7 protein-coding genes are annotated in these 13,504 nt (G+C 67.9%); 5 read left to right on the top strand and 2 right to left on the bottom strand.

Annotated elements, in window-relative coordinates:
- Positions 1-3: 3 nt before the first annotated feature.
- Positions 4-1,065 carry a succinyl-diaminopimelate desuccinylase gene (dapE, locus tag AB0E94_RS35630; protein WP_360335628.1) on the bottom strand — a complete coding sequence of 354 codons (1,062 nt, stop codon included), beginning with the start codon at positions 1,063-1,065 and terminating at the stop codon, positions 4-6.
- Between the two features lie 232 nt (positions 1,066-1,297).
- Between dapE and argH the strand changes: the two genes are divergently transcribed.
- From argH to AB0E94_RS35610, 4 genes are all read left to right on the top strand, one after another.
- Positions 1,298-2,728, top strand: a complete 1,431-nt coding sequence (gene argH, locus AB0E94_RS35625) for an argininosuccinate lyase (protein WP_360335626.1) — start codon at positions 1,298-1,300, stop codon at positions 2,726-2,728.
- Positions 2,729-3,154: 426 nt separating this feature from the next.
- Positions 3,155-4,459 (top strand): extracellular solute-binding protein, encoded by a 1,305-nt coding sequence (locus tag AB0E94_RS35620; RefSeq protein WP_360335624.1) that lies wholly within the window; start codon positions 3,155-3,157, stop codon positions 4,457-4,459.
- Between the two features lie 150 nt (positions 4,460-4,609).
- Positions 4,610-5,518 carry a sugar ABC transporter permease gene (locus AB0E94_RS35615; RefSeq protein WP_360335676.1) on the top strand — a complete coding sequence of 303 codons (909 nt, stop codon included), beginning with the start codon at positions 4,610-4,612 and terminating at the stop codon, positions 5,516-5,518.
- A 10-nt stretch (positions 5,519-5,528) separates the two neighbouring features.
- On the top strand, positions 5,529-6,425 hold the full coding sequence (locus tag AB0E94_RS35610; RefSeq protein WP_360335622.1) for a sugar ABC transporter permease: 897 nt from the start codon (positions 5,529-5,531) through the stop codon (positions 6,423-6,425).
- A gap of 134 nt (positions 6,426-6,559) precedes the next feature.
- Here the strand turns inward: AB0E94_RS35610 and AB0E94_RS35605 are convergent, their stop codons facing one another.
- Positions 6,560-7,609 carry a LacI family DNA-binding transcriptional regulator gene (locus tag AB0E94_RS35605; RefSeq protein WP_360335620.1) on the bottom strand — a complete coding sequence of 350 codons (1,050 nt, stop codon included), beginning with the start codon at positions 7,607-7,609 and terminating at the stop codon, positions 6,560-6,562.
- A 276-nt stretch (positions 7,610-7,885) separates the two neighbouring features.
- Here AB0E94_RS35605 and pulA point away from each other — a divergent pair, with 276 nt between their 5' ends.
- A complete protein-coding gene (gene pulA / locus AB0E94_RS35600) occupies positions 7,886-13,336 on the top strand; it encodes a pullulanase-type alpha-1,6-glucosidase (protein ID WP_360335618.1) in 5,451 nt (1,816 codons plus the stop codon).
- Positions 13,337-13,504 lie beyond the last annotated feature (168 nt).

The following is a 13,504-nucleotide window of genomic DNA, read 5'->3' as shown; positions in this document are numbered from 1 at the left end:
AAACTATGCGTCGAGCCAGGTGGTGAGCACGTGCAGGGCCTGCCGGATCTCCGGCACCAGCACGTGCTCACCGTCGGTGTGCGCCTGCAGCGGGTCGCCGGGGCCGAAATTGACCGCCGGGACACCCAGCGCGGCGAACCGCGACACGTCGGTCCAGCCCAGCTTGGCCTGCGGTGTGCGGCCGACGAGCTCGACGAACTCCTTGGCGGCCGGCCGGTCCAGCCCCGGCCGCGAACCCGGCGCGGCATCGGTCACCTCCAGCTCGAACCCGGCGAACACCTCGCGCAGATGCGCCTCGGCCTCGGCCACGTCACGGTCCGGAGCGAACCGGTGGTTGACGTGGACCGTGCACAGGTCGGGGATCACGTTGCCGGCGATGCCGCCCTCGATCTTCACCGCGTTGAGCCCCTCGTGATACTGCAGACCGTCGACGATCGGCTGCCGCGGCACGTAGGCGCGCAGCACGTCGAGCACGGCGCCCGCGCTGTGGATGGCGTTGCTGCCCTTCCACGAGCGCGCCGAGTGCGCCGCCACGCCGGGCACGGTGATCTTCACCCGCATGGTGCCCTGGCAGCCGCCCTCGACCGTGCCGTCGGACGGCTCACCGAGGATCGCGAAGTCGCCGACCAGCCAATCCGGGTGATTACGGACCAGCCGGCCGAGCCCGTTGAGCCGGGCCGCGACCTCCTCATGGTCGTAGAACACGTAGGTCACGTCATAGCGCGGCTCGGTCAGCGTCGCGGCCAGGTGCAACGCCATCGCGACACCCGCCTTCATGTCGACGGTGCCGCGCCCGCGCAGCACGTCGCCGTCGACGACGACCGGCAGGTTGCCGGCGATCGGCACGGTGTCGAGATGCCCGGCGATCACCACCCGGGTCGGCCGGCCCAGCGACGTCCGCGCCACCACCGCGTCACCGTCACGCAGCACCTCGAGGTGCGGATAGGCGCGCAACGCGCTCTCCACGGCGTCGGCCAGGGCCTTCTCGTCGCCGCTTACGGACGGGATATCACAGATGGTCCGAGTGAGATCGACAACATCACCGGTCAGATCGAGGCTGGTCATGTTGCAAACTTATCAGATCAACGGCATTTTTATACGTACGGCCAGCAAGGGCACCGTGAGCTGCCACGCGACGCAGGCGAGGGGCACGGCCGCAACGCGGCCGCCGGGCTGTGTCCGGTGGAGACGGCGTACACGTCCCACCCAGCGCGATGACGCCGGGCCGTGGCCCGTCACGCAGGGCTCAGCGATAGGGTCAGGAAGGTAACGAAACGTGAGCGGACGAGGAGAAGGTGTGTCGGAGAGCGACGAGCCGACGAGGCTGTGGGGTGGCCGTTTCGCCGGTGGTCCGGCGGAGGCGCTCGCGCGGCTGAGCGTCAGCGTCCAGTTCGACTGGCGGCTCGCGCCGTACGATCTGCTGGCCTCCCGCGCGCACGCCCGGGTGCTGGCCAACGCGGGCCTGCTCGACGCCGACGAGCTGGGCAGGATCCTGGCGGCGCTGGACGATCTGGCGTCGGCCTGCGCGGCCGGCGAGTTCCGGCCCACGATCGAGGACGAGGACGTGCACACCGCCCTGGAGCGGGGCCTGCTGGAGCGCCTCGGCGCGCTCGGCGGCAAGCTGCGGGCCGGCCGTTCCCGTAACGACCAGGTCGCCACCGACCTGCGGCTCTACCTGCGTGACCACGCCCGCGGGGTGGCCGTGGCGCTGATCGAGCTGGCCGACGCGCTTACCGAGCAGGCGGCCCGTAACGTCGACACCCCGGCCCCCGGCATGACCCACGTGCAGCACGCGCAGCCGGTCAGCTTCGGCCACTGGCTGCTGGCGCACGTGCAGCCGCTGCTGCGTGACCTGGAGCGGCTGAAGGACTGGGACGCGCGGACCGCGATCAGCCCGCTCGGCTCGGGCGCGCTGGCCGGTTCGTCCCTCCCGCTGGACCCGGCGGCGGTCGCCAAGGAGCTGGGCTTCACCGCCCCCGCGCAGAACTCGATGGACGCCGTCGCCGACCGTGACTTCGTGGCCGAGTTCCTGTTCGTGACCGCGCTGATCGGCGTGCACCTGTCCCGCCTCGGCGAGGAGGTCGTCCTCTGGACGTCGACCGAGTTCGGCTGGGTCGAGCTGGACGACGCCTTCGCCACCGGCTCGTCGATCATGCCGCAGAAGAAGAACGCGGACATCGCCGAGCTGGCCCGGGGCAAGAGCGGCCGTCTGGTCGGCGGTCTGGTCGCGGTACTGACCATGCTCAAGGGCCTGCCCCTGACGTACGACCGGGACATGCAGGAGGACAAGGAGCCGGCCTTCGACGCGGTCGACACCCTGGAGCTGCTGCTGCCCGCGCTGGCCGGGATGGTCTCGACGATGACGGTCCGGGTGGACCGGCTGGCCGCGGCCGCCCCGGTGGGCTTCTCGCTGGCCACCGAGGTCGCCGACTGGCTGGTCCGTAAGGGTGTGCCGTTCCGTGACGCACACGAGATCACCGGCAAGCTGGTGGCGCTCTGCTCGGCCCGCGAGTGCGAGCTGGAGGACCTGACCGACGACGACCTGAAGACGGTCAGCGAGCACCTCGACCCGTCGGTGCGCGAGGTGCTGTCGGTGTCGTCGGCGCTGGCCGCCCGGACCACGCCCGGCTCGACCGGTCCCGGCCCGGTCGCCGACCAGCTCGCGACGGTGCAGCACAAGCTGGACAACTGGCGTCAGTGGGCGGTCGAGAAGGTCGTGCCCAGGTAATTCCGGGTCACAGCGAAACGGGAGCGGCTTCGGCCGCTCCCGTTTTTTGTCGGCGCCCGTCACCGTCTTTTTACATGCCCGCCGCTTTCCGGCGGCCGAACACCGGGCGGCCGCCGGATCAGTGCATGGGCTTTCAGCGCTTCGTGCAAGAAGTTGCATCGAGGGCGAGCCGCAGAGCTCCCCAACAGGCCGTCGAGCCGGTAAGTTGCTGTAACTCGCTTCCATGTCCATCAGGTTCCTTGACCTGCCCTGGAAGGTAACAGAACCGCAGCTAGCGGCCCGTGATGTCGGAATCGTGAGGGTTCTCGCGGCGGCCGTGTTGCAAGTTGGTTCGCAAGGGGTTTCTAACCCCGAAACTTCTTGCTACGGTCCGGTCGTCACCAAGCAGGTCTTCACGGCACCAAGCAGGTCTTCAAGGAGCGCAACATGCGTCGCATAACCAAGGGACTGGCCGCTCTCTCCTCCGTGGCCCTCGCCTTCACCCTCGTCGCGTGCAGCGGCGACAAGGAGCCGGCCGCGAGCGACAACAAGGCGGCCGACCCGGCAACGCTGTCCGCCGAGCTCACGTGGTGGGACACGTCGGACGCCAAGAACGAGGGTCCGGTCTTCCAGGACCTGATCAAGCAGTTCAACGCGAAGTACCCGAACATCAAGATCAACTACCAGTCGGTGCCGTTCGCCGACGCGCAGAACAAGTTCAAGACGGCCGCCGCCGCCAAGACCGGCGCCCCGGACATCCTGCGCGCCGAGGTGGCCTGGGTCCCCGAGTTCGCGTCGCTGGGCTACCTGTACTCGCTGGACGACTCGGAGCTGCTGTCCGACGCGTCGGACTACAACGAGACCGCGCTGGCCTCGAACAAGTTCGACGGCAAGACCTACGGCGTCCCGCAGGTCACCGACAGCCTCGCGCTGCTCTACAACAAGGAACTCGTCGAGAAGGCCGGCGTCACCGTGCCGAAGACCTGGGCCGAGCTGAAGACCGCCGCCCAGACCGTCAAGAAGAAGACCGGCGTCGAGGGCCTCTACGTCAACCCGGCCGGCTACTTCACCCTGCCGTTCCTGTACGGCGAGGGTGGTGACCTGGTCGACACCGCGAACAAGAAGATCGTGGTCAACTCCGCGCAGAACGTCGCCGGCCTGAACATCGCCAAGGACCTGATCGACAGCGGCGCCTCGGTGAAGCCGTCGGCGACCGACTCGTACGGCACGATGATGACCCTCTTCAAGGAGAAGAAGGTCGCCTTCATCGTCAACGGCCCGTGGGAGGTCGCGAACGTGAAGGCCGCCCCGGCCTTCGGTGGCCTGGAGAACCTCGGCATCGCGCCGGTCCCGGCCGGTTCCGCCCGCGCCGGCGCCCCGATCGGTGGCCACAACTACGTCGTCTACTCGGGTGTCCCGCAGGAGAAGGCGGCCGCCGCCGTCGAGTTCATCAAGTTCATGAACTCCGCTGAGTCGCAGGCGACCCTCGCCGACAAGCTGGGCGTGCTGCCGACCCGCAAGTCGGCCTACGACATCGCGTCGGTCAAGAGCAACGCCGTGATCTCCGCCTTCAAGCCGGTCATCGAGTCGGCCGTGAACCGTCCGTGGATCCCGGAGGGCGGCCAGTTCTTCGGCCCGCTCGACACCCTCGCCACCGAGGTCCTGGTCCAGAACAAGGACGCCAAGGCTTCGCTCGACGCCGTGGCCCAGAAGTACAAGGCCGAGGTCGTTCCCTCGTACGCCACCAACTGACGGTCCTGAACGCAGGCGCCGGCCCGCGAGGGCCGGCGCCCGCTTCGCTTCCTCTCTGGAGCACAGCTGATGAGCACTGTGACTGCCGACGCGGCGCCGAGGAGCACCACGTTGCGGCACAACTGGGACAAGCACTGGGCGGCCTGGGCGATGGTCGTGCCGGTCGTGGTCGTCTTGGCGGTTCTGATCTTCTACCCCCTGGTCAACGGCATCTGGCTGACCTTCACCAACCAGACCGAGGCCAACCAGCTCGCCGAGATCTGCACCAAGTCGATCACCGGTGGCGAGGTCTGCAAGGACAACCCGAACGCCTGGTCGTTCGTGGGTCTGGACAACTACGTCAACGTCCTGACCGGCAAGATCGGCGAGTTCTGGCAGTGGACCGGGACCACCCTGATCTGGACCGCCGCGGGCGTGGTCTTCCACTACGGTCTGGGCCTCGGCCTGGCCATCATGATCCACCGGGAGATGCGGTTCCGCGGCTTCTACCGGGTCATGCTGGTCCTGCCGTGGGCGGTGCCCGGGTTCATCAGCGCCTTCGCCTGGAAGTTCCTCTTCAACGAGCAGCTCGGCCTGGTCAACTCGCTGCTCAACGCGGTCGGCATCGACTCGGTCGCCTGGTTCGCCGACAAGTGGACGTCACTGTTCGTCGCGGTGATCACCAACATCTGGCTGGGTGTGCCGTTCATGATGGTGGCCCTGCTGGGCGGGCTGCAGAGCATCCCGGAGGAGCTCTACGAGTCGGCCGAGATCGACGGCGCGACGCCGTGGCAGCGGTTCCGCAACATCACCCTGCCGGGTCTGCGGCCGGTCAGCATGACGGTGATCCTGCTCGGCACGATCTGGACCTTCAACATGTTCCCGATCATCTTCCTGGTGACCGAGGGCCAGCCGGCCGGATCGACCGAGATCCTGGTGACCGGCGCCTTCCGGGCCGCCTTCGAGGGCATCCGGAACTACTCGCTCGCCTCCACGTACGGCGTGCTGATCCTCTCGATCCTGCTCATCTTCTCGGTGTTCTACCGGCGGGTGCTGCGCAAGCAAGGCGAGGTTTGGTGACATGGCCCAGATGACCACGACCCCACCGATCGCAGTTTCGCAAAGCGACGCGCCGGCCCGGGTCAACAAGCCACGCCGCGGCCGCCGCAGCACCGGCGCGTCGATCGCGTTGCACGCCACGCTGATCCTGGCCTCGCTGATCGCGATCGGCCCGATCCTGTGGGTGGTGCTCTCCTCGTTCAAGCCCGGGTACGCCGTGCAGAGCACCGAGATCACCCTGATCAAGGACCCGACGTTCGCGAACTACGAGTACGTGCTGTTCGAGACGAACTTCCGGTACTGGTTCCTGAACTCGGTGATCGTGGCCGGCCTGACCATGTTCATCGGCATCTTCTTCTCGGCGACCACCGGGTACGCGCTGTCCCGCTTCAACTTCCCGGGCCGTCGCTCGCTGATGATGGTCTTCCTGGTCACCCAGATGTTCCCGGTGTCGATCCTGATCGTCCCGATCTACGCGATCATGGCGAGCCTGGGCCTGATCAACACGCTCCCGTCGCTGGTCATCGCGTACCTGACGATCGCCGTGCCGTTCTGCGCGTGGATGCTGAAGGGCTACTTCGACTCGATCCCGACCTCGCTCGACGAGGCGGCGTCGCTGGACGGCTGTGGCCCGTTCCGGATCTTCTGGCGGGTCATCCTGCCGCTGGCCCGGCCGGCCATCGCGGTCACCGGTTTCTACGCCTTCCTCACCGCCTGGGGCGAGGTCGCTTACGCTTCGGCGTTCATCCAGACCGACGACAAATACACCCTGGCGTACGGTCTACAGCAGTTCGTCCCGCAGTTCAATCCGCAGTGGGAATACCTCACCGCGGCGGCCGTGCTGGTGACGATCCCGGCCGGAATCGTATTCCTCTTCGCGCAGAAGCATCTCGTGTCCGGTCTTACCGCCGGCGGCACGAAGGGCTGATTCAAACGCAGCGTGGTGATTTCTGGTGCGATTCGCACCGGAAATCACCACGCGCGTTTTTGTGCCTCCGGAAACCCGGAGAACGCTCTCACAGCGTACGGATGGTGGCACCGCCACCATCCGAACGATTTCGGTCAGGCGGCTGGAGTGGCGACCGGAATCTCCGAGCGCATCGGTGCGATCGCGGTCGAGTTACGCACCACCAGCTCGGGGTGGAAGAGATATTCCGAGTGCGGCGCGCCGTGCCCGTTGATCTCGTCGACCAGGGACCGGACCGCGGCCACCGCCATCGAGGCCACCGGCTGGCGCAGCGTGGTCAGCGGCGGGTCGGTGAACGGGATCAGCGCCGAGTCGTCGAAGCCGATCACCGACACCTCCTCGGGAACCCGCAGGCCACGGCGCCGGGCGGCCCGGATCGCGCCGAGCGCCATCATGTCCGACGCGCAGATGATGCCGGTCACGCCCTTGGCCAGCAGCCGCTCGGCGGCCACCTCGCCGCCCTCGACGCCGAACAGCGTCAGCGACACCAGGTCGTCCACCTCGGCGTCGGTGAGGCCCACCTCACGCTTCATGGCCGCCCGGTAGCCCTCCAGCTTGCGCTGGGTGTTGATGAACCGGTTGGGCCCGGAGATGATGCCGATCCGCCGGTGCCCGAGGGCCACCAGGTGGGTGACCCCGAGATCGCCGGCGACCCGGTCGTCACACGAGACGAACGGCGCCTCCAGCTCCTTGGCATAGCCGTTGACCAGCACGATCGGCAGCGGCCGGTCGAGCAGCCGCTGATAGCGGGAGCGGTCGGAGGTGGTGTCGGCGGACAGCGAGGAGATGAAGACGATGCCCGAGACCTGCCGGTCGAGGAGCATCTCCACATACTCGTCCTCGGTGACTCCGCCGGGCGACTGGGTGCACAGCACCGGCGTGTAGCCGTGCTGCGCCAGGGTCGACTCGATCACCTGGGCGAAAGCGGGGAAGATCGGGTTGTCCAGCTCAGGGACGACCAGGCCGACCAGACCGGCACTGCGCTTGCGCAATCTTTCCGGCCGTTCGTAACCGAGGACGTCGAGTGCCGTCAGGACCGCTTGTCGGGTTTCAGCAGAGACACCGGGGCGGTCGTTAATGACACGCGACACCGTCGCCTCACTGACCTGAGCCTGTTTGGCGATATCGGCCATTCGCGCACGCATGGTCTCACTCTAGTCGTCTGTTGTCTGCTCGGCATGGTCCTGAAAGGTCTTCCATTCCATGCAAGACCTTGCTAACGTCCCGGCAACAGGAGCGATACAGGCCGATCGGTCGATGGAACGCGCCCTGAACGGCTTTTTCGGGTTTGTCGCCGCGGCGCGTCGTCGAGCCTGTCGTGGAGCACTCTACTCCGAGGGTGTCCAGCGGCTTCCGCGCCGGGGTGGCGTGAAGAAACATATAACTGTCAATCCGATACCACTGAATCGGAAGGGTGCGCAGTGGCACTCAACAGACCTTTACCTCGCCGTCTGAAGCTGGGCGCCGCGCTGCTCAGCCTCGTCCTCCCACTCCTCGCCGTGCCGGCTTCCACAGCCGCCGCGGCGGCACCGGTTCCCAGCGACTCCGTCATCGCGAAGTGGGGCTCCGACAACCCCACCAGCGGCGAGCAGTTCTACTTCGTGCTGCCGGACCGGTTCGCCAACGGGGACACGAAGAACGACAAGGGCGGGCTCTCCGGTGACCGTCTCTCCACCGGGTACGACCCCGCCGACAAGGGCTTCTACCACGGCGGCGACCTCAAGGGCGTGATCGACCGGCTGGACTACATCCAGGGGCTCGGCACCACCGCGATCTGGCTCGCACCGGTCTTCAAGAACCGTCCCGTGCAGGGGACCGGCACGGACGTGTCGGCCGGGTACCACGGGTACTGGATCACCGACTTCACCCAGGTGGACCCGCACTTCGGCACCAACGCCGACCTGAAGAAGCTGGTCAAGCTGGCCCACCAGCGCGGTCTCAAGATCTACCTGGACATCATCGTCAACCACACCGCGGACGTCATCAAGTACGCGGAGAACACCTACACGTACGTCGACAAGGCGGACTCGCCGTACACCGACACCGACGGGCAGCCCTTCGAGGACCGCAACTACGCGACCTCGGACGAGTTCCCGAAGACCGACGCCACGTCGTACCCGTACACCCCGGTCTTCGGATCGAAAGCGGACTCGACGGTGAAGAAGCCGTCGTGGCTGAACGACGTGAACATGTACCACAACCGCGGTGACTCCACCTTCGCCGGTGAGAACAGCGAGTACGGCGACTTCTACGGCCTCGACGACCTCTTCACCGAGCGTCCCGAGGTGGTCGAGGGCATGTCGAAGATCTACGGCGACTGGGTGAAGGACACCGGCATCGACGGCTACCGCCTCGACACGGTCAAGCACTCCAACCTGGAGTTCTGGCAGCAGTGGCAGCCGGCCGTCGAGAAGGCCGCCAAGCAGGCCGGCAAGAAGGACTTCTTCACGTTCGGTGAGGTGTACAGCGCCGACCAGGAGATCGAGTCGACCTACGTCCGCACCGGGGGCCTGCCCGCCACCCTGGACTTCTCGTTCCAGGAGACCGCGCGCGGCTTCGTCACCGGCAACAGCGGCGCCGACGCGCTGTCCAGCCTGTACGCCAAGGACGACCTCTACACCGCCCGCAACACCGGCGCGGACCGGCTGCCGACCTTCCTCGGCAACCACGACATGGGCCGGATCGGCTCGTTCATCGCCGCCGCCGCGACCGCGGACTCCCAGCTCAAGCGCGACCAGCTCGCCCACGAGCTGATGTTCCTGACCCGTGGCCAGCCGGTCGTCTACTCCGGTGACGAGCAGGGCTTCACCGGGCCGGGCGGCGACAAGGACGCCCGCCAGGACCTGTTCGCCAGCAAGAGCGCGGACTACCTGGACGACGACCTGATCGGCACCGACCGCACCCACGCGGTCGACAACTACGACACGTCGCACCCGGTCTACCGGACGATCGCCGCGCTCGCGAAGCTCCGCAAGGCGAACCCGGCCCTGGTCACCGGCATCCAGCAGACCCGCTACGCGGCCGAGGGCCAGGGTGTCTTCGCGGCCTCCCGGATCGCCCGGGACAACAGCCGCAAGGAGTACGTGGTCGCGGTCAACAACGCCACCACGGCGCAGACCGTCTCCTTCGCCACGGCCACGCCGAACAGTGTTTTCACCGGGATCTACGGTGGCGCGGCTCCGGCGAACTCGGACGCCGACGGGCGGATCACCATCACCGTTCCGGCGCTGTCCTCGGTCGTCCTCACGACAACGAACGCGGTGGCCGTACCGAAGAATGCTCCGACGGTGACCCTCAGCAGCCCGAAGGCGGACGCATCGGTCGCCACCCGCACCGAGATCGTCGCCGACGTCGTCGGTGACCCGCTGTCCACGGTGACCTTCGCGGCCCAGGCCGGCGACGGCGAATGGAAGCTGCTCGGCACCGCCGACCGCGCGCCCTACCGGATCTACCACGACCTGACCGGCCTGGCCGGGAAGACGCCGGTGCGGTACAAGGCAGTGGTGCGCGACAGCAAGGGGCGGCTCGCCTCGGCGACCTCGAACATCACCGTCGGCACCCCGGTGGCCGAGTCGACCGCGGGCTACGCGGTCGTGCACTACAACCGGCCGGACGGGCAGTACGACGACCAGAACCTCTACGTGTGGGGTGACATCGACCCGTCGATGTCCACCACCTGGCCGAACGGGCAGCAGTTCACCGGTTCCGACTCCTATGGCCGGTTCGCCTACGTGAAGCTCAAGCCGGGCGCCAAGAGCGTCGGATTCATCGTCGTCGACGACAACGGCAACAAGGACGTCGACGCCGACCGGACCATCAACATCGGCGCCAACCCGGAGATCTGGATCAAGCAGGGCGACGCCACCGTCTACCCGACCCGGCAGGCGGCCACCGGCCAGCCCGACCCGGCGCAGGACCAGACCAAGGCGGTCATCCACTGGAAGCGGGCCGACGGCAACTACGACGGCTGGGGCCTGCACGTCTGGTCCGGCGCGGCCAGCCCGACCGACTGGTCGAGCCCGCTGCTCCCGGCCCGGATCGACAGCTACGGCGCGGTCTTCGAGGTGCCGCTCGCGGCCGGGGCGACCTCGCTGAGCTACATCATCCACCGCGGTGACGAGAAGGACCTGCCCGCCGACCAGTCCCTCGACTTCGCCAAGGCGAGCCGTGAGGTCTGGCTGCTGGCCGGCCAGGAGACCCGTCTGCTGCCGCTGGTCAAGACCAGCGCGGGCGGTGGCGTCGTGGACGTCGCCAAGTCGGCGGCGGTCTGGCTGGACCGGGGGACGATCGCCTGGAAGACCGGGACCGGAAGCACCCTGGAACCGGTCGGGGCCGGCACCGACGGCAAGGTCTACGACCTGGTGTACTCGGCCTCCGGTGGGATCGGGGTCGCGGATGGCGAACTCACCGGAACATATCGGACAGTCAACCTCGCCGCCGTCAGAAGTGGTCTCACCGAGGCGCAGCGCGAGAAGTTCCCGCACCTGTGGCAGTACGGGGCCTACCGCATCAAGAACGCTGACATCTCGGATATTTTGCGGGGACAGGTCGTCGTCACCGAACGCGACGCCACCGGCAAGCTGCTCTCGGCCACCGGCGTACAGCTGGCGGGTGTCCTGGACGATCTGTATGAAACCGACGCCACCCTCGGCCCGCAGGTCCGGGGCAAGCAGGCGAGCATCGCCGTCTGGGCGCCGACCGCCCGCAGCGTCGAACTCGAGGTCTACGACACCGCCGGCCAGGTCTCCCCGGCGCTGATCGAGCTGACCCGGGACAACCGCACCGGCGTCTGGTCCGGCCGCGGCGACTGGGCCGGGAAGTTCTACAAGTTCCGGGTGACCGCGTGGCAGCCGGCCACGCAGAAGGTCGTCACGGCGTCGGTGACCGACCCGTACTCGGTCGCGCTCACCGCCGACTCCACCCGCAGCCGGTTCGTCAGCCTGTCCGACCCGGCCCTCGCGCCGGCCGGCTGGAGCAACCTGCGGAAGCCGGCCGCCGTCGCCCCCGCGAAGATCCAGATCTCGGAGCTGTCGGTGCGGGACTTCTCCATCGCCGACAGCACGGTTCCGGCCTCCGCCCGCGGCACGTTCAGCGCCTTCACCGGCAACTCCACGGGCATGTCGCACCTCCGGGACCTCGCCAAGGCCGGCGTCACCCACCTGCACCTGCTCCCGGCGTTCGACTTCGCCACCATCCCGGAGAAGCGCGCCGACCAGCAGCAGCCCGCCTGTGACCTGGCGTCGCTGCCGGCCGACTCGGAGGAGCAGCAGGCCTGCATCGCCGCGGTCGCCGCGACCGACGGTTACAACTGGGGCTACGACCCGCTGCACTACACGGTTCCCGAGGGCGGATACGCCGTGGACCCCTCCTCGCGTACCAAGGAATTCCGGTCGATGGTCGCCGGGGTCAACCAGGCCGGCCTGCGTGTGGTGATGGACGTCGTCTACAACCACACCTCGGCCGCCGGGACCGACGCCAAATCGGTGCTCGACCAGATCGTGCCCGGCTACTACCACCGCCTCCTCGAGGACGGCACGATCGCCAACTCCACCTGCTGCGCCAACACCGCGCCGGAGAACGCGATGATGGGCCGGCTCGTGGTCGACTCCGTCGTCACGTGGGCCAAGCAGTACAAGGTCGACGGCTTCCGCTTCGACCTGATGGGCCACCACCCGAAGGAGAACATCCTGGCGGTGCGCAAGGCCCTCGACAAGCTCACGGTCGCGAAGGACGGCGTCGACGGCAAGAGCATCTATGTGTACGGCGAAGGCTGGAACTTCGGTGAGGTGGCGAACAACGCGCGCTTCGTCCAGGCGTCCCAGACCGAGCTCGGCGGCACCGGGATCGGCACGTTCAACGACCGGCTCCGGGACGCGGTCCGTGGTGGCGGCCCGTTCGACGGCAACCCGCGCATCCAGGGCTTCGCGTCCGGGCTGGCCGGCGCGCCCAACGGCGATCCGGTCAACGGCACCGCGGCCGAACAGCAGGCCCGGTTGCTGCACTACCAGGACCTGATCAAGGTCGGGCTGACCGGCAACCTGGCCGACTACACGTTCACCTCGTCGGCCGGCACGACCGTCAAGGGCTCGCAGGTCGACTACAACGGGGCGCAGGCCGGGTACACGAAGAACCCCGGTGAGTCGATCACCTACGTGGACGCGCACGACAACGAGATCCTGTACGACGCGTTCGCCTACAAGCTGCCGCAGCCGACCACGGCCGCCCAGCGGGCCCGGGCCCAGTCGGTGGCGCTCGCCACCACCGTGCTCGGCCAGGGCGCCGGGTTCGTCACGGCCGGCAGCGAACTGCTCCGCTCCAAGTCCCTGGACCGGAACTCGTTCAACTCCGGTGACTGGTTCAACCAGATCATCTGGGACTGCTCGCAGGGCAACGGCTTCGGCCGCGGCCTGCCGCCCAAGGCGGACAACGAGTCGAAGTACGCGTACGCCAAACCGCTGCTCGCCGACCCGGCGCTGGTCCCGGACTGTGCCGCGGTCAACCTGGCGAACAGCACCTACCAGGAGCTCCTGAAGATCCGGAAATCCACTCCGGCCTTCGGGCTCGCCACCGGCTCTCAGGTGCAGCAGCGAGTCGCGTTCCCGCTCTCCGGCGTGAACGAGACCCCCGGCGTCATCACGATGACCATCGACGCCCGGGGGATCGACAGCCGCTGGAAGTCGATCACGGTGGTCTTCAACGCCGGCACCGCCGCCGCCAGCCAGAAGGTGCCGGGGCTCGCCGGTAAGAAGGTCGCGCTCCACCCGGTCCAGCAGGCTTCGGCCGACCCGGTGACCCGTACCGCATCATTCACGGCCTCCACCGGAACGCTGACCGTCCCCGCACGAACCGTCTCGGTCTTCGTGCAGAGCTGAGTCTCCCGGGCCGGCGTGGGGCCCCTTCCACCTCCCGCGCCGGCCCGGGTCCTCCTGATCTCGGCCACCGCCTACCCGGCCAGCCTCGGGTGGGCGGTGGCCGTTTTTCGGTCCCGGGTGGTCGGTGGGTCGGTTTTGCGTTGCATGCCTGGTCGCGCCAAGACCGCC

The organism is Actinoplanes sp. NPDC026670, from assembly GCF_040638175.1.
Lineage (GTDB): Bacteria > Actinomycetota > Actinomycetes > Mycobacteriales > Micromonosporaceae > Actinoplanes.
This window is presented reverse-complemented; position numbering and strand designations above follow the sequence as displayed.